The organism is Pseudomonas sp. G34 (assembly GCF_031119625.1).
Classification (GTDB): domain Bacteria; phylum Pseudomonadota; class Gammaproteobacteria; order Pseudomonadales; family Pseudomonadaceae; genus Aquipseudomonas.
This window is the reverse complement of record NZ_JAVHZV010000029.1, coordinates 571,955-595,808: the sequence shown is the minus strand read 5'-3', so window position 1 is coordinate 595,808 and position 23,854 is coordinate 571,955. Positions and strand designations below refer to the sequence as shown.

General features: G+C 64.9%; 20 protein-coding genes. 17 read left to right on the top strand and 3 right to left on the bottom strand.

Annotated features, from left to right (window positions below; genetic code table 11):
* Window positions 1-79: 79 nt before the first annotated feature.
* From QYS36_RS21165 to QYS36_RS21145, 5 genes are all read left to right on the top strand, one after another.
* Complete coding sequence (locus QYS36_RS21165) at window positions 80-1,393, top strand: MFS family transporter (protein WP_308841408.1); 1,314 nt, start codon at window positions 80-82, stop codon at window positions 1,391-1,393.
* Between the two features lie 18 nt (window positions 1,394-1,411).
* A complete protein-coding gene (locus tag QYS36_RS21160) occupies window positions 1,412-2,776 on the top strand; it encodes a 3-carboxy-cis,cis-muconate cycloisomerase (RefSeq protein WP_308841320.1) in 1,365 nt (454 codons plus the stop codon).
* A gap of 25 nt (window positions 2,777-2,801) precedes the next feature.
* Complete coding sequence (gene pcaD / locus QYS36_RS21155; protein ID WP_308841319.1) at window positions 2,802-3,593, top strand: 3-oxoadipate enol-lactonase; 792 nt, start codon at window positions 2,802-2,804, stop codon at window positions 3,591-3,593.
* 58 nt (window positions 3,594-3,651) lie between these two features.
* Window positions 3,652-4,050 (top strand): 4-carboxymuconolactone decarboxylase, encoded by a 399-nt coding sequence (pcaC, locus tag QYS36_RS21150; RefSeq protein WP_308841318.1) that lies wholly within the window; start codon window positions 3,652-3,654, stop codon window positions 4,048-4,050.
* 116 nt (window positions 4,051-4,166) lie between these two features.
* Window positions 4,167-5,933 (top strand): ABC transporter transmembrane domain-containing protein, encoded by a 1,767-nt coding sequence (locus tag QYS36_RS21145; protein ID WP_308841317.1) that lies wholly within the window; start codon window positions 4,167-4,169, stop codon window positions 5,931-5,933.
* Window positions 5,934-6,065: 132 nt separating this feature from the next.
* Here QYS36_RS21145 and folE read toward each other — a convergent pair whose 3' ends face one another.
* Together folE and gap are read right to left on the bottom strand one after the other, a co-directional pair.
* On the bottom strand, window positions 6,066-6,629 hold the full coding sequence (folE, locus tag QYS36_RS21140) for a GTP cyclohydrolase I FolE (RefSeq protein ID WP_073267716.1): 564 nt from the start codon (window positions 6,627-6,629) through the stop codon (window positions 6,066-6,068).
* A 164-nt stretch (window positions 6,630-6,793) separates the two neighbouring features.
* Window positions 6,794-7,795: a type I glyceraldehyde-3-phosphate dehydrogenase gene (gap, locus tag QYS36_RS21135; RefSeq protein WP_308841316.1), complete on the bottom strand. Its 1,002-nt coding sequence runs from the start codon at window positions 7,793-7,795 to the stop codon at window positions 6,794-6,796.
* A gap of 131 nt (window positions 7,796-7,926) precedes the next feature.
* Here gap and edd point away from each other — a divergent pair, with 131 nt between their 5' ends.
* From edd to QYS36_RS21085, 10 genes are all read left to right on the top strand, one after another.
* Complete coding sequence (edd, locus tag QYS36_RS21130) at window positions 7,927-9,756, top strand: phosphogluconate dehydratase (protein ID WP_308841315.1); 1,830 nt, start codon at window positions 7,927-7,929, stop codon at window positions 9,754-9,756.
* On the top strand, window positions 9,753-10,718 hold the full coding sequence (locus tag QYS36_RS21125) for a glucokinase (RefSeq protein WP_308841314.1): 966 nt from the start codon (window positions 9,753-9,755) through the stop codon (window positions 10,716-10,718). Before edd ends, QYS36_RS21125 begins: the two co-directional genes overlap by 4 nt.
* Window positions 10,719-10,771: 53 nt before the next feature.
* The gene (locus QYS36_RS21120; RefSeq protein WP_308841313.1) at window positions 10,772-11,506 is read left to right on the top strand and encodes a response regulator transcription factor; all 735 of its coding nucleotides are present in this window, start codon (window positions 10,772-10,774) and stop codon (window positions 11,504-11,506) included.
* Entirely contained in the window at window positions 11,496-12,953 is a 1,458-nt protein-coding gene (locus QYS36_RS21115; RefSeq protein ID WP_308841312.1) for an ATP-binding protein, read from the top strand. Before QYS36_RS21120 ends, QYS36_RS21115 begins: the two co-directional genes overlap by 11 nt.
* 246 nt (window positions 12,954-13,199) lie before the next feature.
* On the top strand, window positions 13,200-14,435 hold the full coding sequence (locus tag QYS36_RS21110) for an AGE family epimerase/isomerase (RefSeq protein WP_308841311.1): 1,236 nt from the start codon (window positions 13,200-13,202) through the stop codon (window positions 14,433-14,435).
* Between the two features lie 113 nt (window positions 14,436-14,548).
* Window positions 14,549-15,817, top strand: coding sequence for an ABC transporter substrate-binding protein (locus tag QYS36_RS21105; protein WP_308841310.1), 1,269 nt, complete (start codon window positions 14,549-14,551; stop codon window positions 15,815-15,817).
* A gap of 116 nt (window positions 15,818-15,933) precedes the next feature.
* Complete coding sequence (locus QYS36_RS21100; protein WP_308841309.1) at window positions 15,934-16,842, top strand: sugar ABC transporter permease; 909 nt, start codon at window positions 15,934-15,936, stop codon at window positions 16,840-16,842.
* Entirely contained in the window at window positions 16,835-17,665 is an 831-nt protein-coding gene (locus QYS36_RS21095) for a carbohydrate ABC transporter permease (RefSeq protein ID WP_308841308.1), read from the top strand. Before QYS36_RS21100 ends, QYS36_RS21095 begins: the two co-directional genes overlap by 8 nt.
* 30 nt (window positions 17,666-17,695) lie before the next feature.
* Window positions 17,696-18,844, top strand: coding sequence for a sn-glycerol-3-phosphate ABC transporter ATP-binding protein UgpC (locus tag QYS36_RS21090; protein ID WP_308841307.1), 1,149 nt, complete (start codon window positions 17,696-17,698; stop codon window positions 18,842-18,844).
* A 105-nt stretch (window positions 18,845-18,949) separates the two neighbouring features.
* The gene (locus tag QYS36_RS21085) at window positions 18,950-20,155 is read left to right on the top strand and encodes a maltoporin (protein ID WP_371923747.1); all 1,206 of its coding nucleotides are present in this window, start codon (window positions 18,950-18,952) and stop codon (window positions 20,153-20,155) included.
* Between the two features lie 482 nt (window positions 20,156-20,637).
* Here QYS36_RS21085 and QYS36_RS21080 read toward each other — a convergent pair whose 3' ends face one another.
* The gene (locus QYS36_RS21080) at window positions 20,638-21,498 is read right to left on the bottom strand and encodes a MurR/RpiR family transcriptional regulator (protein WP_308841407.1); all 861 of its coding nucleotides are present in this window, start codon (window positions 21,496-21,498) and stop codon (window positions 20,638-20,640) included.
* Window positions 21,499-21,672: 174 nt separating this feature from the next.
* Here QYS36_RS21080 and zwf point away from each other — a divergent pair, with 174 nt between their 5' ends.
* On the top strand, window positions 21,673-23,142 hold the full coding sequence (zwf, locus tag QYS36_RS21075; RefSeq protein WP_308841306.1) for a glucose-6-phosphate dehydrogenase: 1,470 nt from the start codon (window positions 21,673-21,675) through the stop codon (window positions 23,140-23,142).
* Entirely contained in the window at window positions 23,129-23,842 is a 714-nt protein-coding gene (pgl, locus tag QYS36_RS21070) for a 6-phosphogluconolactonase (protein ID WP_308841305.1), read from the top strand. The genes zwf and pgl overlap by 14 nt, the downstream gene beginning before the upstream one ends.
* Window positions 23,843-23,854 lie beyond the last annotated feature (12 nt).

The following is a 23,854-nucleotide window of genomic DNA, read 5'->3' as shown; positions in this document are numbered from 1 at the left end:
GACTCGAAATGACGAATCATTTGGTTACATATGGGGTCGGAGTAGGGACGGTTCCGTTTCCTACCAGTGAGTATCCATGATGAGTACTGAAGCCAGCGCGGCGTACGAAGCCCCGAATTACAGCCCCGAAGAGCGCCGCAAGCGGATCTTCGCCATCGTCGGCGCCTCCTCGGGCAACCTGGTCGAGTGGTTCGACTTCTACGTGTATGCCTTCTGCGCGATCTACTTCGCGCCGGCCTTCTTCCCCTCCGATGACCCCACCGTACAGTTGCTCAATACCGCAGGCGTGTTCGCTGCCGGTTTTCTGATGCGGCCGATCGGCGGCTGGGTGTTTGGCCGCGTGGCGGACAAGTACGGCCGCAAGGTCTCGATGATGATCTCGGTGCTGATGATGTGCCTCGGCTCGCTGGCCATCGCCTGCATGCCGACCTACAGCAGCATCGGCACCCTGGCGCCGGCCTTGCTGTTGCTGGCGCGCTTGTTCCAGGGCCTGTCGGTGGGCGGCGAATACGGCACCACCGCCACCTACATGAGCGAAGTGGCGCTCAAGGGCCAGCGCGGCTTCTTCGCCTCCTTCCAGTACGTCACCCTGATCGGCGGGCAATTGCTCGCGGTGCTGGTGGTGGTGATTCTCCAGCAGGCGCTGAGCGAGGGTGAGCTGCGCGCCTGGGGCTGGCGCATCCCGTTCGTGATCGGCGCCATGGCTGCCGTGGTGGCGTTCTACCTGCGTCGCTCGCTGGACGAAACCGCCAAGCAGGATCAGATCGGCAACAAGGAATCGGGCAGCATCGGCTACCTGTTCAAGCACCACAAGGCGGCGTTCTTCACCGTGCTGGGCTACACCGCCGGCGGTTCGCTGATCTTCTATACCTTCACCACCTACATGCAGAAGTACCTGGTCAACTCGGCCGGCATGAGCGCCAAGATGGCCAGCGGCATCATGACTGGCGCGCTGTTCCTGTTCATGATCATGCAGCCACTGTTCGGCGCGTTGTCCGACCGCATCGGCCGGCGCACCTCGATGCTCTGGTTCGGCGCCCTGGGCGCTATCTTCACCTGGCCGATCCTGGCGCTGCTGCACACCGTGCAAAGCCCGCTGATGGCCTTCCTGCTGATCATCGCGGCGCTGGCCATCGTCAGCCTGTACACCTCGATCAGCGGCCTGGTGAAGGCCGAGATGTTCCCGCCGGAGGTGCGCGCCCTGGGCGTCGGCCTGGCTTACGCGGTGGCCAACGCGCTGTTCGGCGGTTCGGCTGAGTATGTTGCCCTGGGCCTGAAGTCCATTGGTATGGAACAAACCTTCTACTGGTACGTATCAGGCATGATGGTGCTGGCCTTTCTGGTCAGCCTGCGCCTGCCGCGCCAGGCCAGTTACCTGCACCACGATCATTGACCACGGAGTGTTCGCTGTATGAGTTCAAGGCCCGCTAGCCAGCTGTTCGATGCCTACTTCACCAGTGCGCCGATGCGCCAGGTGTTCAGCGACCAGGGCCGGGTGCAGGGCATGCTCGACTTCGAGGCAGCGCTGGCCCGGGCCGAGGCAGCGGCCGGGGTAATTCCCCGGGCGCTGGTGGCCGATATCGAGGCCGCCTGCCGGGCCGAGCTCTATGACTTCGACGCCCTGGCTATCGCCATCGGCAGCGCCGGCAACTCGGCGATTCCGCTGGTCAAGGCGCTGGGCAAGCGCGTCGCGGCGAGCAATGCCGAGGCCGAGCGCTACGTGCACATGGGCGCCACCAGCCAGGACGCCATGGACAGCGGCCTGGTGCTGCAACTGCGCGCGGCCATCGACCTGCTGGAGCGTGACCTCGAAACCCTGAGCCGCCAGCTGGCCGCGCAGGCCCAGCGTTATGCGGCCACGCCGATGGCCGGGCGCACCTGGCTGCAGCACGCCACCCCGGTCACCTTGGGCATGAAGATCGCCGGCTGGCTGGGCGCCATCGACCGCCATCGTCAGCGCCTCGACGAAATCAAACCGCGCCTGCTGTGCCTGCAGTTTGGTGGTGCATCCGGCAGCCTGGCGGCGTTGGGCGACAAGGCCTGGTCGGTGGCTGGCGCCCTGGCGGCCGAGCTGGACCTGCAACTGCCCGAGCAACCCTGGCACACCCAGCGTGATCGCCTGGTCGAGTTCGCCAGCCTGCTTGGCCTGATCGCCGGCAGCCTGGGCAAACTGGGCCGTGACATCAGCCTGTTGATGCAGACCGAAGCCGGCGAGCTGTTCGAGCCCTCGGCGCCAGGCAAGGGCGGTTCCTCGACCATGCCGCACAAGCGCAACCCGGTGGGTGCCGCGGTACTCATCGGCGCCGCTACCCGCGCGCCGGGGCTGGTCGCCACCCTGTTCGCCGCCATGCCCCAGGAGCACGAGCGCAGCCTCGGCCTGTGGCACGCCGAGTGGGAGACGCTGCCCGAGCTGTGCTGCCTGGTTTCCGGTGCCTTGCAGCAGGCGCTGATCCTGGTGCCCGGCCTGGAAGTGGATGCCGAGCGCATGGCCGCCAACCTCGAACTGACCCGCGGCCTGGTGCTCGCCGAGGCGGTGAGCATCGCCCTGGCGCAGCGCATTGGCCGCGACGCCGCTCATCATCTGGTCGAACAGTGCTGCAAGCAGGCGGTGAAGGAGGGCGCCCATCTGCGCGACGTGCTGGGCGCCAACGCCGAGGTCACGGCGCAACTGTCCGGCGAAGAGCTGGATCGTTTGCTCGACCCCGCCCATTACCTGGGCCAGGCGAAGCGCTGGGTCGAGCGTGCGGTGGCGCAGCACCGCGCAGCGAATCACTGAATCGTTTTCCCGTTAGGAGATTGTCATGCCTGTCGTATCCCTCGCCGATGGCGACCTGAACTACCTGTTCGAAGGCCCGGCCGCCGCACCGGTGCTGGTGCTTTCCAACTCCCTGGGCACCAACCTGCATATGTGGGATGCGCAGATCCCGGCGTTCACCGAACATTTCCGGGTACTGCGTTACGACACCCGCGGTCACGGCCAGTCGCTGGTCACCCCGGGCTTCTACAGCATCGAGCAGAACGGCCGCGACGTGTTGGCGCTGCTCGATGCGCTGAACATCGACAAGGCGCATTTCTGCGGCCTGTCGATGGGCGGGCTGATCGGCCAGTGGCTGGCGATCAACGCGCCTTCGCGCCTGGATCGCCTGGTGCTGTGCAACACCGGCGCCAAGATCGGCACCGACGAGGTGTGGAACAGCCGCATCGACACCGTGCTAAAGGGCGGCGAGAAGGCCATGCGCGACCTGCGTGATGCGTCCATCGAACGCTGGTTCACCGCGCCGTTCGCCAAGGCTCAGCCGGAGAAGGTCGAGCCCATCGTCACCATGCTGGCGCAGACCTCGCCGCAAGGTTATGCCGGCAACTGCGCTGCGGTGCGCGATGCCGATTTCCGCGAGCAGATCGCGAGCATTGTGGCGCCGACGCTGATCGTCTGCGGCACGGGCGATGCGGTGACCACCCCGGAGCACGGCCGCTTCATGCAGGCGCGCATCCGTGGCGCCGAGTTGGTCGAGTTCGACGCCGCGCACCTGTCCAACGTGCAGGCCGGTGAACTGTTCACCGGGCGTGTACTGAGCTTTCTGCAAACCAATTGAGCCTGCTGTGTGTGGGCGTCGTTGCACGCCCGCACCCTGGAAAGAAAGGGAACCACCGATGGACGAGAAACAACGCTACGACGCCGGCATGCAGGTACGCCGCGCCGTACTGGGCGATACCCATGTCGACCGCAGCCTGGAAAAACTGACGCCGTTCAACGAAGAGTTTCAGGAAATGATCACCCGCCATGCCTGGGGCGATATCTGGACGCGCCCGGGCCTGCCGCGCCATACCCGCAGCCTGATCACCATCGCCATGCTGATCGGCATGAACCGCGAAGGCGAGCTGAAGCTGCACCTCAAGGCCGCCAAGAACAACGGCGTGACCCGTGAGGAGCTCAAGGAGCTGATCATGCAGAGCGCTATCTACTGCGGTATTCCGGCTGCCAATGCCACCTTCCACCTGGCCGAGGAGCTGTGGGACGAAGTGGGTGTCGAGTCGCTGAGCAAGGGCTGAGGCTGTGCCGTGGCTGCCCCAGATGTTGACGGGTAGCCCGGCCGGCGATTGATGTTTGGCGCAGGCGCCCCCATCTGGTTGTTGAGCGTCCTTCTGCCATCAGCCTAGAGCCTGCCATGATCTCTTTCCTGTCCCTTCGCCAGCGCGAAGCCCTGCGCATCTCGTGGGCGTTCATCGCCCCTTATCGCGGGCGCGTGATCGGTGCGCTGCTGGCGCTGATGTTTACCGCCGCCATTACCCTGTCCATGGGGCAGGGCATCAAGCTGCTGGTCGACCAGGGCCTGGCTACCCAGTCGCCGGAAGCGCTGCGCCATTCGATCCTGCTGTTCTTCGTGCTGGTACTGGCCCTGGCGGTCGGCACCTACACGCGCTTCTACCTGGTGTCCTGGCTCGGCGAGCGGGTGGTGGCGGATATCCGCAAGCGGGTGTTCGATCACCTGGTCGGCCTGCACCCCGGTTTCTACGCCCACAATCGCGCCTCGGAGATCCAGTCGCGGCTGACCGCCGACACCACCTTGCTGCAGTCGGTGATCGGCTCGTCGCTGTCGATGGCGCTGCGCAACCTGATCATGCTGGTCGGCGGCATGATCCTGCTGGTGGTCACCAATCCCAAGCTCAGCGCCATCGTGCTGGCCGCGTTGCCGCTGGTGGTGGCGCCGATCCTGCTGTTCGGCCGCCGCGTGCGCGAGCTGTCGCGGCAGAGCCAGGACCGCATCGCCGATGTCGGCAGCTACGTCAGTGAGGTGCTCGGGCAGATCAAGACGGTGCAGGCCTACAACCACCAGGCCGAGGATCGCCGGCGTTTCGGCCTGTCCGCCGAGGCGGCGTTCGACACCGCGCGCAAACGCGTCGCCCAGCGCGCCTGGCTGATCACCGTGGTGATCGTGCTGGTGCTCGGCGCCGTGGGCGTGATGCTCTGGGTCGGCGGCATGGACGTGATCGCCGGGCGGATCAGCGGTGGCGAGTTGGCAGCCTTCGTGTTCTACAGCCTGATCGTCGGCTCCTCGTTCGGCACCCTCAGCGAGGTGATCGGCGAGCTGCAGCGCGCGGCTGGCGCCGCCGAGCGGATCAGCGAACTGCTCGCTGCACGCAACGAGATCCATGCACCGCTCGAGGGCGCGCTGCTCCCGGCGCAGCCCGTGCAGGGGCGTATCGAGGTGCAAGGCTTGTCCTTCGCCTACCCGACGCGCCCCGACAGCCTGGCGCTGGACAACATCTCGCTGAGGGTCGAGCCGGGTGAAACCCTGGCCATCGTCGGGCCGTCCGGGGCGGGCAAGTCGACGCTGTTCGACCTGCTGCTGCGTTTCTACGACCCGCTGCAGGGGCGCATCCTGATCGACGGCTTGCCGATCGAGCAGCTCGACCCGCACGCATTGCGCGGGAATTTTGCCCTGGTATCCCAGCACCCGGCGCTGTTCTTCGGCAGCGTGGAAGACAACATCCGCTATGGCCGGCTGGATGCCAGCAGTGCCGAAGTGCAGGCCGCAGCACGTGCGGCCCACGCTCACGAATTCATCGAGCGGTTGCCCCAGGGCTACCAGACCCATCTGGGCGATGCCGGCCTGGGGCTTTCTGGTGGTCAACGGCAGCGCCTGGCGATTGCCCGCGCGCTGTTGGTGGATGCGCCGATCCTGCTGCTCGACGAAGCCACCAGCGCCCTGGATGCCGAGAGCGAGCACCTGATCCAGCAGGCACTGCCCGAGCTGATGCGCGGGCGTACCACCCTGGTGATCGCCCACCGCCTGGCCACGGTGAAGAGCGCCGACCGCATCGCGGTCTTCGATCAGGGGCAGTTGGTGGCACTGGGCAAACACGCTGAACTGGTCGCCAGCAACCCGCTGTATGCGCGTCTGGCGCAGTTGCAGTTCGTGGAGAAGAGCTGAGGGGCTGAGACCGGCACCTTGTGGGAGCGCGCCATGCGCGCGAATCGCGGGCATGGCCCGCTCCCACGGTCTGATTAATCCGTTGGGTCACGCTTCACCGACCCACCACACACTCAATGCCGATACCGGCGCTCAGCCGTTGACCAGGCTCAGGAACTCGCTGCGCGTCGCGGCATTCTCGCGGAATTCGCCGAGCATCACCGAGGTGACCATGGAGGAGTTCTGCTTCTCCACACCGCGCATCATCATGCACATGTGCTTGGCCTCGATGACCACCGCCACGCCGAGGGCACCGGTGACCTGCTGAACCGCTTCGGCGATCTGCCGGCTGAGGCTTTCCTGGATCTGCAGACGACGGGCATACATGTCGACGATACGCGCGACCTTGGACAGGCCCAGCACCTTGCCATTGGGAATGTAGGCGACATGGGCCTTGCCGATAAAGGGCAGCAGGTGGTGCTCGCACAGCGAATACAGCTCGATATCCTTGACCACCACCATCTCGCTGGCGTCGGAGCTGAACAGCGCGCCGTTGGTGACTTCTTCCAGGGTCTTCTGGTAGCCATTGCACAGGTACTGCATGGCCTTGGCGGCGCGCTTGGGCGTGTCGAGCAGGCCTTCGCGGGAAACGTCTTCGCCGAGTTGGCCGAGGATGGCGGTGTACTGCTGTTCGAGGGTGTTGCGGCTAGAGTCCATGCGGCTTCCAGTGGTTTGCGGATATCGATGAGCGGCTGCCTGGCCCCGATGCCGGCGCGCTGGGCGCGGCATCGAATCAAGGCGGGCGGCAATTGTAATCCGCTCGCAGCGATTTACCGAGCCTTTATGCCGCTCGGTGCATCGCTGCGTCTGTCAGCGCAGGCTTACTTGGCGGCGTGAGCGGCCAGGCAGGTGTCGAGCATGCGGTTGGAGAAGCCCCATTCGTTGTCGTACCAGGCCAGCACTTTCACCAGGCGACCGTTCACCTTGGTGTGGTTGGCGTCGAAGATCGACGACAGCGGGTTGTGGTTGAAGTCGCAGGACACCAGCGGCAGGGTGTTGTAGCCCAGTACCGGGGATTGCTCGGCAGCCGCCTTGAGCAGGGCGTTGATTTCCTCGACGCTGGTATCGCGCTGCACCTGGATGGTCAGGTCGACCAGCGACACGTTGATCACCGGCACGCGTACCGCCATGCCGGTCAGGCGCCCGGCCAGTTCCGGCAGTACCAGGCCGACCGCTTCGGCGGCGCCGGTCTTGGTGGGGATCATCGACTGGGTGGCCGAGCGGGCCCGGAAGGGGTCGCTGTGGTAGACGTCGGAGAGGTTCTGGTCGTTGGTATAGGCGTGGATGGTGGTCATCAGCCCGCTTTCGATGCCCAGTTCGCGCTGCAGCACCTGGGCGACCGGCGCCAGGCAGTTGGTGGTGCAGGAGGCGTTGGAGATGATCTGCTGATCGGCGCGCAGGCTGCCTTCGTTGACGCCGTAGACGATGGTCGCATCCGCGCCCTTGGCGGGTGCCGAGATAATCACCTTGCGCGCGCCGGCGCTCAGGTGCGCGGCCGCCTTGTCGCGCTCGGTGAACAGGCCGGTGCATTCGAACACCACGTCGACGTCCAGGTCCTTCCACGGCAGGTCGGCAGGATTACGGATCGCGCTGACCGCGATGCGGTCACCATTGATAAGCAGGTTCTGCCCATCGACCTCCACGGCAGCGTCGAAAATGCCGTGTACGCTGTCGTACTTGAGCAGGTGGGCATTGATGGCGCTATCGCCCAGGTCATTGATGGCGACGACCTGCAGTTTTTCGCGGTAGCTCTGGGTATAGAGTGCCCGCAGCACGTTACGGCCGATACGGCCGAAACCATTGATGGCAATTCGCAATGTCATGAGCGTCGATCCTTATATGTTGTTTTAAAAACAAGATTATTCTCATGAAAGTAGAAATCAAGCGTTTTAGCTGTCAATATTTTGATAAAAATACAATTCGAAGTGCTACCTGTTAGCCCGGAGTGGACACCATGCATCCCCGCATCCTCGAGGTAACCGACCGCCTGATCGCCCGCAGCCGCGCCACCCGCGAGCGCTACCTGGCGCAAATGGCCGCCGCCGACAGCCAGGGCCCGCACCGCGGCGCGCTGCAATGTGCCAACTTCGCCCACGGCGTGGCTGGCTGTGGTTCTGCCGAAGACAAGCAGCGCCTGCGGCTGATGAACGAAGCCAACGTCGGCATCGTCACCGCCTACAACGACATGCTCTCCGCCCACCAGCCCTACGAACACTACCCGGAACTGATCAAGCAGGCGTTGCGCCAGGTCGGTTCGGTGGGCCAGGTGGCCGGCGGCGTGCCGGCGATGTGCGATGGCGTGACCCAGGGTGAGCCCGGTATGGAGCTTAGCCTGGCCAGCCGCGAGGTGATTGCGATGTCCACCGCCGTGGCGCTGTCGCACAACATGTTCGATGCGGCGATGCTGCTGGGCATCTGCGACAAGATCGTGCCGGGGTTGATGATCGGCGCGCTGCGCTTCGGCCACCTGCCGATGATCTTCGTGCCGGGCGGGCCGATGCCGTCGGGCATTCCCAACAAGGAAAAGGCCGAGGTTCGCCAGCTCTATGCCGAAGGCAAGGCGACCCGCGAGCAACTGCTCGAATCGGAGATGAAGTCCTACCACAGCCCCGGCACCTGCACCTTCTACGGCACCGCCAACACCAACCAGGTGGTGATGGAAATCATGGGCCTGCACCTGCCGGGCTCGTCCTTCGTCAACCCGTACACGCCGCTGCGTGACGCACTGACCGCCGAGGCGGCCCACCAGGTGGTGCGCCTGACGCGCCAGGGCGGCGAGTACACGCCGCTGTGCCGGATCATCGACGAGAAGGCCATCGTCAATTCAGTGGTGGCCCTCAACGCCACCGGCGGCTCGACCAACCACACGCTGCACATTCCGGCTTTCGCCCGTGCTGCCGGCATCCAGCTGACCTGGCAGGACATGGCCGACCTGTCCGCCGTGACCCCGACGCTGGCCAAGGTCTACCCCAATGGCCAGGCCGACGTGAACCACTTCCATGCCTGCGGCGGCGTGCCCTTCATGGTGCGCACGCTGCTCGAAGCCGGCCTGCTGCACGAGGACGTCTACACCGTCGCCGGTCACGGGCTGTCGCGCTACACCCAGGAGCCGTTCCTCGATGGCGAGCGCCTGGTCTGGCGCCAGGGCCCGGAACAGAGCCTGGATCGCAACATCCTGCGCAGCGTGCCGGAAGCCTTTTCGCCGGAAGGCGGGCTGCGCGTGCTCACCGGCAATCTCGGCAACGGCGTGGCCAAGGTTTCGGCGGTTGCGCCGGAGCATCAGGTGGTCGAGGCGCCGGCCCGGGTTTTCGAAACCCAGGTCGATCTGGCCGAGGCTTTCAAGGCCGGCGAGCTGGAGCGCGACTTCGTCGCCGTGGTGCGTTTCCAGGGGCCGAAGGCCAATGGCATGCCGGAGCTGCACAAGCTCACGCCATACCTGGGCATCCTCCAGGATCGCGGCTTCAAGGTGGCGCTGGTCACCGATGGGCGGATGTCCGGCGCCTCGGGCAAGGTGCCGGCGGCCATTCACGTCAGCCCGGAAGCCTGGGATGGCGGCCCGTTGGCGCGGGTGCGCGACGGTGACCTGATTCGCGTCGATGGCGTGACCGGGCATCTGCAGGTGCTGGTCGACGACATCGCCTGGAACGCCCGCGAGGTCGCCCCGCGTCCGCAAGGCACCGGCGTCGGCTGTGGCCGTGAGCTGTTCGCCTTCATGCGCGCCGCTTTCAGCCCGGCGGAAGAGGGCGCCAGTGCCTTTACCGCCGAACTGGATTCGCTGCGATGAGCCTGGCGCTGGTTGGCGACATCGGTGGCACCAACGCGCGTTTCGCCCTGTGGCGCGATGGCGGCCTGCATTCGGTACGGGTGTCCGCCACAGCCGAGCATGCAACCGTCGAGCACGCCATCGCCGCCTACCTGGGCGCCGAGGGCTTGGCGCTTGGCGACGTGGAGACCATCTGCCTGGCCTGCGCCGGGCCGGTGGAGATCGATCCCTTTCGTTTCACCAACAATGCCTGGCGTATCGATCGGCGTGCGTTCTGCGCCGAGCTGCAGGTGCGCGAGCTGCTGCTGCTCAACGATTTTTCCGCCATGGCCCTGGGCATGACCTGCCTGCAGGACGATGAGTACATCACCGTGTGCCCGGGCGTGGCGCAGCCAGGGCGCCCGGCGGTGGTGATCGGTGCCGGCACTGGCCTGGGCGTCGGCACCTTGCTGAGCCTGCCCGATGGCAGCTGGCACGCCTTGCCGGGTGAGGGCGGCCACGTCGACCTGCCGGTTGGCAGCAACCGCGAGGCGCTGATCTGGCAGGCGCTGCACCGCCAGCTCGGGCACGTCAGCGCCGAGGCCGGTGCGCTCAGTGGCAACGGACTGCTGGCGCTGTACCGCGCCACCTGCGCGGTGGATGGTCAGCCGGCTGCCTTGCAGAGCGCGGCCCAGGTCACCCGTGCTGCGCTGGAGGGCGAGCCGCTGGCGGTCAACGTGCTGGAGCTGTTCTGCTGCCTGCTCGGTCGGGTCGCCGGCAACAACGTGCTGACGGTGGGCGGGCGAGGCGGTGTGTATATCGCCGGTGGCATGGTGCCGCGCTTCGCCGACTTCTTCATGGCCAGTGGCTTCTCGCGTAGCCTGCGCGACAAGGGCTGCATGAGCGATTACTTCGACGGCCTGCCGGTATGGCTGGTCACTGCGCCGTATCCGGGCCTGGTCGGCGCGGGCGTGGCGGTGGAGCAGCATCTGCAAAGGAACTAGCGACTCGACCACTGTGTCTAGCATCGCCGATAACAACAACAAGGATTATCGATGTGAGCCCAACTGGAAAATCGATCCTGCTGGTCGACGACGACCAGGATATTCGTGAACTGCTGCAAACCTATCTCGGCCGTGCCGGGCTGCAGGTACGTGCCGTGGCCGATGGCGCCGGGTTTCGCGAGGCGCTGTGCGAGGGCGGTGCGGACCTGGTGATTCTCGACGTGATGTTGCCCGACGAGGATGGCTTCAGCCTGTGCCGCTGGACGCGCGAACACCAGCGCTTCGCCCAGGTGCCGATCATCATGCTCACCGCCAGCTCCGACGAGGCCGACCGGGTGATCGGCCTGGAGCTGGGCGCCGACGATTACCTCGGCAAGCCGTTCAGCCCGCGCGAGCTGCTGGCGCGTATCAAGGCGCTGCTGCGCCGGGTGAATTTCGCTCAGGAGCGTGGCGCCGAGGTGCTGGCCTTCGATGACTGGCGCCTGGATATGGTCAGCCATCGGCTGTTTCACCTCGATGGTGAGGAGGTGCTGCTGTCAGGGGCCGATTTCGCGCTGCTCAAGCTGTTTCTCGATCACCCGCAGCAGATCCTCGACCGCGACACCATCGGCAACGCCACCCGCGGGCGCGAAATGATGCCCCTCGAGCGCATCGTCGACATGGCGGTGAGTCGCCTGCGCCAGCGTTTGCGTGACACCAGCAAGCCGCCACGGCTGATCCGCACCGTGCGTGGCAGCGGCTACCAACTGGCCGCCGCGGTGACCGCCCAGGCCGGCAATGCGCGCTGACTGGCGTCGGCTGGTGCCGATTCCACGCTCGTTGCTGGGCCGCATGTTGCTGTTGACGCTGCTGGCCGTGCTGGCCGCGCAGACCCTGTCCAGCGCCATCTGGCTGTCGCAGTTGCGCGCCACCCAGCTCGAAGGGCTGGTGACCGCCGCGCGCAGCCTGGCCCATTCGATGTCGGCCAGCGTGCGTTATTTTCGCTCGTTGCCGGTGGCCTACCGGCCCATGGTGCTCGACCAGCTGCGCAGCATGGGCGGTACCCGCTTCGTGGTCAGCCTCAACGACCGACCGCTGTCGATGCAGCTGTTGCCCGACACGCCGCGCAAGCTGGCGGTAACCGAGGCGGTGAGCGACGTGCTGCGTGCATCCCTGGGCAACAGCGCGGATATTTCCGTGACCTTCGTCAGCCCCGATGACCTGCGCATCTTCAATGGCGGCCTGAAACTCGACGAGCTGCCGCGCTCCTGGGCCCACTACGCCCTGACCCTGGAACCGGTCAATCCGCCGGTGCTGGTTACCCAGATCCAGCTGGCGCCCGGTGAATGGCTGTATATCGCATCCTTGCTGCCCGAGCCCTACACCAGCCTCGAGGAGCCGGTGCTGCCGACCCAGCAGCTGTGGTTCATCCTGCTCAGCAGTGGTTTTCTGTTGCTGTTCATCGGCATTCTGGTGCGTTGGCAGAGCCGGCCACTAAAGCGCCTGGCGCGCGCTGCGCGGCACATGTCGCTGGGCGCCGATATCGAGCCGGTGGTGGAGGGCGGCGGGCGCGAAGTGGTCGAGGTGGCGCGCGCCTTCAACGCCATGCGCGAGCGGATCAGCCGCTACCTGACCGAGCGCGCCCAGCTGTTCAGCGCCATTTCCCACGACCTGCGCACACCGATCACGCGGTTGCGCCTGCGTGTCGAGCTGCTCGATGACGAAGCCCTGCAAACCAAGTTCGGCCGCGATCTCGATGAGCTCGAGCTGCTGGTCAAGGGCGCCCTGCAATGCGTCAAGGACACCGACATCCACGAGAACATCGAACCGGTGGACCTCAACCAGCTGCTGCATTGCCTGGTCGAGCCGTACCTGGCACCGGCGGGCAACGGCCGCGTGACCCTGCACGGCGAGGCCCAGGCGGCCTATCTCGGCAAACCCCTGGCGCTGCGGCGCTGCATCGGCAACCTGATCGACAATGCGCTCAAGTACGGGCACCGCGCCCACCTGCATGTCGAAGATAACGACGAGGCTTACCTGCTGCACGTCGACGACGAGGGGCCGGGCGTGCCCGAGCAGCGTCTCGAGCAAGTGTTCGAGCCGCACTTTCGCCTGGCCGGGCAGCAGCAGGGTTACGGCCTGGGCCTGGGCATCGCGCGCAACATCGCCCATAGCCATGGCGGCGAAGTGACCCTGCAGAACCTGCGTGAAGGCGGGCTGCGGGTGACGCTGTGCCTGCCACGGATAGGCGATTGAATGTCACCGTCTGGTGACAAAGCCGCAGGCCTTCGTTACCTGAGGATATGCAACCGTCAGTAGACTTTCGGCATGAGCCGGCAACGCTTTGTGGACGGATGAAGCGCCGCACCGCTGCCGGCAATGGCTTTTCTAGCCTGGGGTGGCCGAAGGCGTAACCCGAGTGTTTGCAGTTCCCGGGTATCGCTGCGCTCAACCCAGGCTGCCGACGGTGGGGCCGCTAACCCTTTGCATGGAATAACAATAATGACGACTACCTGCCCACTACCTGCCGATAGCTGGCTGGTCGAGCCGGCTCATCTGGCCTGGCTGAACGCCGAAGGCCTGCGCCTGCTGCCATTTGCCCGTGCCTCCAGGGTCGAGGATGGTTTTGCCGCCCTCGATGACAAAGGCCAGCTCCCCGCACAAGCGATTGCCGAGCTGATCCACACCACCCGCATGACTCATTGTTTCGCCCTGGCCCATCTGCAGGGCATTGCCGGCTATGACGCGCTGGTCGATCACGGCGTTGCCGCACTGCAGGGCAAGCTGCGCGACGAAGTGGCCGGTGGCTGGTTCGCCGATGCCAGCCGCAGCGGCGACAAGAGCGCCTACCTGCACGCCTTCGTGGCGCTGGCTGCCAGCTCTGCTCAGGTGGCCGGCAGGCCAGGCGCCGAGGCACTGCTGGCCGAGGCGATCAGGATTCTGGAACTGCATTTCTGGAGTGAAGAAGAGGGCGCGCTGCGTGAAAGCTTCAATCGCGACTGGTCGCAGGAAGAGCCGTACCGTGGTGCCAACAGCAACATGCATGGCGTGGAGGCCTTTCTCGCCCTGGCTGATGTCACCGGCAACAGCGTCTGGCTGCAGCGTGCGCTGCGTATCGTCGAGCGGCTGATCCACGCGCATGCCGCTTCCCAGGGGCATGCCGTGGTCGAGCATTTCGACCGCCAGTGGCAGGCGCTGCCGGAATACAACGCCGACAACCGTGCCGACCCGTTCCGGCCCTATGGCAGCACGCCCGGGCACAGCTTCGAGTGGGCCCGTCTGTTGTTGCATCTGGAAGCCGCCCTGCAGCGCGCGGGTCTGGAGGCGCCAGGCTGGCTGCCCGACGATGCCCGCGGCTTGTTCGCCAGCGCCTGCCGTGATGCCTGGCATGCCGATGGCGCACCTGGGCTGGTGTATACCCTCGACTGGCAAGCGCAGCCGGTGGTGCACGCGCGCCTGCACTGGGTGCAGGCCGAAGCCAGTGCCGCGGCGGCGGCCCTGTTGCGGCGCACGGGCGAGCCGAGCTACGAGCAGTGGTATCGACGTTTCTGGGAATTCACCTGCGCCCATTTCATCGATCTGCAACAGGGCAGCTGGCACCACGAGCTCGACACCAGCAACCGGCCGGCTGCCAGTATCTGGCCCGGCAAGCCCGATCTGTATCATGCCTACCAGGCCGTTCTGCTGCCCCGTCTGGCACTGGCGCCGAGCCTGGCCACGGCCTTTTCGCGCATGTAACGAGGTGGTGACATTTATGCATCCCTTCGTTACCTGTGCGCCCGCGAACCCTGATTACACTCCCTGCAACGCAAGCGCCATGACTTGCCGCTAACAACAAGAAAGGTACTTCGATGAACGCGATCACCCGTCTCGCTACTGCCGTTTCTCTCGCCTCGCTGTTTCCCCTCACCGCACTGGCGGCCGACTCCAAAGGTACGGTCGAAGTCGTGCATTGGTGGACTTCCGGTGGCGAAGCGGCAGCCGTGAAGGTTCTGCGTGAGCTGGTCGAAAAGGACGGCTACACCTGGAAGGACAGCGCCGTGGCCGGTGGCGCCGGCTCGGCTGCCATGACCGTACTCAAGACCCGCGTGGTCTCCGGCAACCCGCCGGGCGCTGCACAGATCAAGGGCCCGGACCTGCAGGAGTGGGGCGCGCTGGACCTGCTCGCACCGCTGGATGACGTGGCCAAGGCCAACAACTGGGATGGCCTGCTGTCGAAAACCGTTTCCAACACCATGAAGTACGACGGCCACTACGTTGCCGTGCCGGTGAACATCCACCGCGTCAACTGGCTGTGGATCAACCCGCAAGTATTCAAGAAGGCCGGCATCGACAAGGCGCCGACCACCCTGGAAGAGCTGTACGCTGCCGGCGACAAGCTCAAGGCCGCCGGCTTCACGCCGCTGGCCCACGGTGGCCAACCGTGGCAGGACAGCACCGTGTTCGAAGGCCTGGTGCTCGGCATCATGGGCGCCGAGGGCTACCACAAGGCGTTCGTCGAGAACGACGAGGCGACCCTGACCAGCCCGCAGATGACCGAAGTGTTCACCGCACTCAAGAAACTCTCCACCTACATGGACGACAACCGCGCCGGCCGTGACTGGAACCTGGCCACTGCCGAAGTCATCGACGGCAAGGCCGGCATGCAGATCATGGGCGACTGGGCGAAGAGCGAGTGGACCGCCGCCGGCAAGGTGGCCGGCAAGGACTACCAGTGCGTGCCGATGCCGGGCACCGCGGGCAGCTACACCTACAACATCGATTCGCTGGCCATGTTCAGGCTGAAGAAAGAGGGCGACATCGCTGCTCAGCACGCGCTGGCGCGTATCGCCCTGGAGCCCGAGTTCCAGTATGTGTTCAACGAGAACAAGGGCTCGATCCCGGTGCGTTCGGATCTCGACATGAGCAAGTTCGACAGCTGCGCCCAGGCCTCCATGAAGGACTTCAAGGAGGCCGACAAGGCCGGCAAGCTGGAGCCGAGCATGGCCCACAGCATGGCCACCAACCTGGCGGTGCAGGGGGCGATCTTCGATGTGGTCACCAACTTCATGAGCGACAAGAACGCCGACCCGAGCAAGGCCGGCGCGCAGATCGCCGCGGCGATCAAGTCCGCGCAATAGCGTGAAGCGGGCCGCTGTTCGGCGGCCCGGCTGATTTCACCATCCGTTCCTGCGTCAGGCACTGCGCCTGTCGCCGGCGGAGTTCGTCCCGAATTTCTCTACACACGGTAGGCCCGATGAGTGTCACGACGGTAATCGGCAAGGCTTCACCCTTCGATGCGCTGCAGCGCTGGCTGCCCAAGCTGGTGCTGGCGCCCACCATGTTGGTGGTGCTGGTGGGGTTCTACGGCTACATCCTGTGGACGGCTGTGCTGTCGTTCACCAATTCCAGTTTCATGCCCAGCTACAAGTGGGTGGGCCTGCAGCAGTACATGCGCCTGATGGATAACGACCGCTGGTGGGTCGCCAGCAAGAACCTGATGGTGTTCGGCGGCATGTTCATCGGCATCAGCCTGGTGATCGGCGTGTTGCTGGCGGTGCTGCTCGATCAGCGCATCCGCCGCGAAGGTTTCATCCGCACCATCTACCTGTACCCCATGGCGCTGTCGATGATCGTCACCGGCACCGCCTGGAAGTGGCTGCTCAATCCGGGCCTGGGCCTGGACAAGATGCTGCGTGACTGGGGTTGGGAAGGCTTCCGCCTGGACTGGCTGGTGGACCCCGATCGGGTCGTCTACTGCCTGGTGATCGCGGCGGTGTGGCAGGCCTCGGGCTTCGTCATGGCGCTGTTCCTGGCCGGGTTGCGCAGTGTCGATCAGTCGATCATCCGCGCTGCCCAGGTGGACGGCGCCAGCCTGCCGACCATCTACCTGCGCATCGTGCTGCCGAGCCTGCGCCCGGTGTTCTTCAGTGCGGTGATGATCCTCGCCCATATCGCCATCAAGAGCTTCGACCTGGTAGCGGCTATGACCGCAGGCGGCCCCGGTTACGCCTCCGATCTGCCGGCGATGTTCATGTACAACTTCACCTTCAGCCGCGGCCAGATGGGCATCGGCTCGGCCAGCGCGATGATGATGCTCGGCGCGATCCTGGCGATTCTAGTGCCGTACCTCTACTCGGAATTGCGAGGCAAGCGCCATGACTAAGGCCTTCAGTCCAAGCCGCTTGGCGATTCACGCCACTTTGTTGTTCGCCGCCGCGCTGTACCTGGTGCCGTTGGTGGTGATGCTGCTGACCAGCTTCAAGACCCCCGAGGACGTGCGCACCGGCAACCTGCTGTCGCTGCCCGATGCCTTCACCCTGATCGGCTGGGTCAAGGCCTGGGACGTGGTTGGCGGGCACTTCTGGAACTCGGCGAAAATGGCCATCCCGGCGGTGCTGATCTCCACGGCGATCGGCGCCCTGAACGGCTACGTGCTGTCGATGTGGCGCTTCCGCGGTTCGCAGCTGTTCTTCGGGTTGTTGCTGTTCGGCTGCTTCCTGCCGTTCCAGACCATCCTGCTGCCGGCCTCGTTCACCCTCGGCAAGTTCGGCCTGGCCAACACCACCGTCGGCCTGGTGCTGGTGCATGTGGTCTACGGCATCGCTTTCACCACGCTGTTCTTCCGCAACTTCTACGTCAGCGTGCCGGATGCCCTGGTCAAGGCGGCGCGCCTCGATGGCGCGGGCTTCTTCACCATCTTCGGGCGCATCCTTCTGCCGATGTCGCTGCCGATCATCATGGTCTGCCTGATCTGGCAATTCACCCAGATCTGGAACGATTTCCTGTTCGGCGTGGTGTTCGCCAGTGGCGACGCGCAGCCGATCACCGTGGCCCTCAACAACCTGGTGAACACCAGCACCGGGGCCAAGGAATACAACGTGGACATGGCCGCGGCGATGATCGCCGGGCTGCCGACCCTGCTGGTGTACATCGTGGCGGGCAAATACTTCCTGCGCGGCCTCACGGCCGGCGCGGTCAAGGGTTGAAAGCTGCGCTTTCAAAGTGGAGAGAAGTACATGGCAACGCTCGAACTGCGCAACGTCAACAAGTCCTACGGCAGCGGCCTGACGGACACCCTGAAAAGCATCGATCTGAAGATCGACGATGGCGAATTCCTGATCCTGGTCGGCCCCTCGGGCTGCGGTAAGTCCACCCTGATGAACTGCATCGCCGGGCTGGAAAACATCAGCAACGGCGCCATCCTGGTCGACGACGCCGACATCAGCGGCATGAGCCCCAAGGATCGTGACATCGCCATGGTGTTCCAGTCCTACGCGCTGTACCCGACCATGAGCGTGCGCGACAACATCGCCTTCGGTTTGAAGATGCGCAAGATGTCCCCGGCGGCCATCGAGGAGGAAGTCGCGCGGGTCGCCAAGCTGCTGCAGATCGAGCACCTGCTGGCGCGTAAACCCGGCCAGCTTTCCGGCGGCCAGCAGCAGCGCGTGGCCATGGGCCGGGCATTGGCACGGCGGCCGAAGATCTACCTGTTCGATGAGCCGCTGTCCAACCTCGACGCCAAGCTGCGCGTGGAGATGCGCACCGAAATCAAGCTGATGCATCAGCGCCTGAAAACCACCACGGTGTACGTCACCCACGACCAGATCGAAGCCATGACCCTGGGCGACAAGGTCGCGGTGATGAAGGAGGGCGTGATCCAGCAGTTCGGCACCCCACAGCAGATCTACAACGACCCGGCCAACCTGTTCGTGGCCAGTTTTATCGGTTCGCCGCCGATGAACTTCGTGCCGGTGCAGTTGCAGCGTCGGGCCGGTCAGGTATGGGCCATCCTCGCGTCATCCGAGGGCCGCTGCGAGTTGCCGCTGGGTGAATTGCCGGAGGGGGCCGAACAGCGCGAGCTGCTGCTGGGCGTGCGGCCCGAGCAGGTGCAGCTGGCCGCTGGCGCCGGGCAGGCCAATGTTCTAGCTGCGCGGGTGGAAGTTACCGAACCCACCGGGCCGGACACCCTGGTTTTCGTCACCGTCAATGACAGCAAGCTGTGCTGCCGCCTGGCGCCCGATCAGGCGCCACCGGTAGGCCAGCGCCTGGAACTGCACATCGATGCCGCGCGGGCGCTGCTGTTCGATGCCAAGAGCGGCGAGCGCGTGCGGCCCCTGGCCAGCAGCGTGCAGCCGAGCAACGTCACCTCGCTAACGAATCGTTGATAAGGAGCCGGCGTCGCAGTCCTGATGCCGGCATTGCAAAAGCGGTAACAACAATAAAAAACTGCAGGAGAGGATATGAAACGATCAGCAGGTATCGGCCTGGCCATGGCGCTGGGCTCCCTGACACTGCCGGTTACAGGCATGGCGGCGACGGAGTTTTCCGGCTACGTGCGCAGTGGTGCCGGCACGGCCGATGGCAACGGCAGGCAGTCATGCTTCCAGCTGCCGGGCGCGCGTTCCAAGTACCGCTTGGGTAACGAGTGCGAGCATTACGCCGAGCTGGATCTGCGCCAGGATCTGTTCACCCTCGACGATGGCTCGGTACTGAGCATCGAGGGCATGGCGCAGCTGTTCAACGAGTACGGCCATACGCCGAAGTTCACCGGTGACCGTGGCACTGCGCGGATGAACCAGATGTACGCCGAGTGGAGCAACATGCCGGCGCTCAACGGTGGTTCGCTGTGGGCCGGGCGACGCTTCTACAAACGTAACGACATCCATATCTCCGACTTCTACTACTGGAACCAGAGTGCCACCGGTTTCGGTATCGACGAGATGAAGATCGGTGATTACAAATACAGCTACGTGTTCTCGCGCAAGGACAGCTACGACCAGAAGGAATACATCAACCGCCATGACTTCAACGTCGGCGGCTTCGTGACCAACCCGGGCGGCGAGATCGAGGTGGGCGTCAGCTATATCGACAAGCCATCTTCCGTCGAGGATTCGAACAGCGGCTGGGCGGTGACCGGCCAGCACGTGCAGAAGAACTTCCTCGGCCTGGGCGGCGACAACAAACTGGCCCTGCAATACGGCGAAGGCCCGGGTACCGGCCTGGGCTACACCGGCGACCCGACCCTGGATCGCGGCGCCAAGAGCTGGCGCGTGGTGGAGTTCTTCGACTTCCAAATGACCCCGCGCCTGGGTGGTCAGGTACAGGCCGTGTACCAGAAGGACAAGCGTGAAGACGGTGGCGACCAGGACTGGTGGTCGGTGGGCGGGCGTACCAGCTATGCCTTCACCCAGCAGTTCAAGCTGGTCGGCGAGATCGGCCATGACCAGGTGGACGCTTCCGGCGGCACCCGCAAGCTGAGCAAGTTCACCGTCGCACCCACCTGGTCGCCGAATGGCCCCGGCTTCTTCGAGCGCCCGGAAATTCGCCTGTATTACACCTACGCCACCTGGAACAAGGCCGCGCAGGAAGCGGCGAACCTGCTGGCTGAAGGCTCGGCCCTGTCGGATACCGGCGCGTTCGGTAGCGCGCGCAACGGCTCGAACTTCGGTGTGCAGGTCGAGTATTGGTGGAAGTAGGGCGCTGACGCGTTGCCCATCCTGCGGATTCCCATCCCGTAGGGTGGGTGGAGGCGCGGGTCGCTATCGCTGGGCTTGGCTCGGTCACTGGGCGCCGTAACCCACCATCGGTATCGGCGTTGCCGGCGTGGTGGGTTACGCAGCGCTCCGAAATCGCGGTGAGTCGACGTTGGTGTTCCGCGCCGCTTCACCCACCCTACGGATTCACATCCCGTAGGGTGGGTGGAGGCGCGGGTCGCTATCGCTGGGCTTGGCTCGGTCACTGGGCGCCGCAACCCACCATCGATATCGGCGTCGCCCGCGTGGTGGGTTACGCAGCGCTCCAGGATCGCGGTGAGTCGAGATTGGCGTTCTGCGCTGCTCCACCCACCCTACGGATTCCCCCATCCCGTAGGGTGGGTGGAGGCGCGGGCGCTATCGCTGGGCTTGGCTCGGTCACTGGGCGCCGTAACCCACCATTGGCATCGGCATGGACGCCGGCCTCAGCCCGGCTCTTCGCTGGCCGGATAACGGCTGGCGTTGAGGCTTTCCTTGATCTTGCGCAGGTGCGGCTGGAAATCCGCGCCGCGGCGCAGGGTCATGCCGGTTGCCAGCACGTCGAGCACGGTCAGCTGGATGATCCGCGAGGTCATCGGCATATAGATGTCGGTGTCTTCGGGCAGCGGTATGTGCACGCTGAGGCTGCAAGCCTGGTCGAGTGGCGAGCCGGCGGCGGTCAGGCCGAGCACCGAGGCACCATTCTCCCGCGCCAGGCGCGCCACCTCGACCAGCTCGCGGGTACGGCCGGTGTAGGAAATGATCACGAACAGATCACCGGTGTGCGCCACCGAAGCGAGCATGCGTTGCATCAGCACGTCGGCATGGGCCGACACCGCGAGGTTGAAGCGGAAGAATTTATGTTGGGCGTCCAGGGCCACCGGCGCCGAGGCGCCGAGGCCGAAGAAGTGGATCTGGCGGGCCTGGATCAGCAGGTCGACGGCGCGGCTGATAAGGTTCGGATCCAGGCTTTGCCAGGCGCTGTCCAGCGAGGCGATGGCGCTGCCGAAAATCTTGCGGGTGTAGGCCTCGGGGCCGTCGTCGGCTTCCACCGCACGGCTCACGTAGGCCGCGCCGCTGGCCAGGCTCTGCGCCAGTTGCATCTTCAGTTCAGGATAGCCGTTGACGCCGAACGAGCGGCAGAAACGGTTGACCGTCGGCTCGCTGACCTGGGCGGCCTGGGCGAGGGCGGCGATGCTCAGGCGAGTGGCCTGCTGCGGGTTGAGCAGTATCACTTCGGCGACCTTGCGTTCGGCCTTGTTGAGGCTGTCGAGGCGGCCCTGGATCTGTTCGAGAAGGTTGCGCACGCGATCCATTGTTATCCTTGTTCGATGAAATGCGGGGTTATCCTAAGCCGGGGCTGGCCTACTGGCTACCCGCTCGACGTACTGTACGAATATGTTGTGTTTATTACTACATTTACGGTTGCGAAATGACCGATTACCCGCTATCAATAGGGCAACTTTAGAAGAACAAAGATCATGTCGATGATTCCAGTTGAGCCTTGTACCCTCGCTCTGTTCGGCGCCCTGGGCGACCTGGCATTGCGCAAGCTGTTTCCCGCCCTCTACCAGCTCGACCGCGCCGGGCTGCTGCACGAGGATACCCAGCTGCTCGCCCTGGCGCGCGAGGGCGGTGATCCTGCTGCGCACCTGAGCACCATCGATGCCCACCTGCGCCGTTACCTGCCGGCGCCCGAGCTGGACGAAGCGGTGATGCAGCGCTTCCAGGCGCGGATGCGCTACCTGAGCATGGAATTTCTGCCGCCGGACAACTACCCGCAACTGGCCGAAGCGGTCGGTAGCGGCCGCCAGCTGATCGCCTATTTCGCCACGCCCGCCTCGGTGTATGGCGGCATCTGCGCCAACCTCGCGGCAGTCGGCCTGGCCGAGAACACCCGGGTGGTGCTGGAAAAACCCATTGGCCATGACCTGGCGTCCTCCCGTGCGGTCAACGATGCCGTGGCAGCCTATTTCCCGGAAACCCAGGTCTATCGGATCGACCATTACCTGGGCAAGGAAACGGTGCAGAACCTCATCGCCTTGCGTTTCGCCAACAGCCTGTTCGAGACCCAGTGGAACCAGAACCACATCACCCACGTGGAAATCACCGTGGCGGAGAAGGTCGGTATCGAAGGCCGCTGGGGCTATTTCGACAAGGCCGGCCAGCTGCGCGACATGATCCAGAACCACCTGCTGCAGCTGCTCTGCCTGATCGCCATGGATCCGCCCGGCGACCTCTCGGCCGATGCCATCCGTGACGAGAAGGTCAAGGTGCTCAAGGCCCTGGAGCCGATGACCGCCGAGCAGCTGTCGCGCCATGTGGTGCGCGGCCAGTACGTGGCCGGCACCAGCGATGGCAAGCCGGTGCCGGGTTATCTGGAAGAAGAGAATTCCAACGCCCAGAGCGACACCGAAACCTTCGTCGCCCTGCGCGCCGACATCCGCAACTGGCGCTGGGCGGGCGTGCCGTTCTACCTGCGTACCGGCAAGCGCATGGCGCAGAAGCTGTCGCAGATCGTCATCCACTTCAAGGAACCACCGCACTACATCTTCGCGCCGGAGCAGCGCCAGTTGATCGGCAACAAGCTGATCATCCGCCTGCAGCCGGACGAGAGCATTTCCCTGCAGGTGATGACCAAGGATCAGGGCCTGGACAAGGGCATGCAGCTGCGCAGCGGCCCGCTGCAGCTGAACTTCTCCACCGCCTACAAGAGCGCGCGGATTCCCGATGCCTACGAGCGGCTGCTGCTGGAAGTGATGCGCGGCAACCAGAACCTGTTCGTGCGCAAGGATGAAATCGAGCACGCCTGGCAGTGGTGCGATCAGCTGATCGACGGCTGGAAGAAACTCGGCGACCCACCCAAGCCGTATGTCGCCGGCACCTGGGGGCCGATGAGTTCCATCGCCCTGATCACTCGCGACGGGAGGGCCTGGTATGGCGATCTCTGACCTCGATTTTCCCGTGGGCGTCGTCGCCCGCAGCCACGATAATTCGCAGCACCTGGCCCAGGCCCTGGCCGAGAACGTGGCCGGTGCGCTGCGCGCTGCCATCGACAGCCATGGCCAGGCCACCCTGGTGGTCTCCGGTGGGCGCAGCCCGATTGCCTTTTTCAAGGCGCTTTCGCAGCAGCCCTTGCCTTGGGCCAAGGTGCTGGTGAGCCTGGCCGACGAACGCTGGGTGCCGGTCAGCCACGAAGACAGCAACGAGGCGCTGGTGCGCCGCCACCTGTTGCAGGGGCCGGCTGCCGAAGCCCGCTTGCTGGGGCTGTACCACAGCGCCGGGAGCCTCGAGGAGGCCGCCAAGCTGAGCGAGCAGGCACTGGCTGATTTACCGGGTATCGACGTGCTGATCCTCGGCATGGGCACCGACGGTCATACCGCCTCGCTGTTCCCCAATAGCCCCAATCTGGATGAAGCCATGGACCGCGACGGTTCGCGGCGCTGCCTGCCAATGCTGGCGCCGAGCGTGCCTCATCAGCGTTTGACCCTGACCCTGCCAGTGCTCAAGGCCGCGCGCCTGCAAATTCTGTCGATCGAAGGGCAGGGCAAGCTCGAGGTGCTGGCGCAGGCGATGCAGCAGCAAGATCAACGAAGCATGCCGATCAGCGCGTTTATCGACGCGCCGCTGGAAATTTACTGGTGCCCCTAGGCCATAGGAATG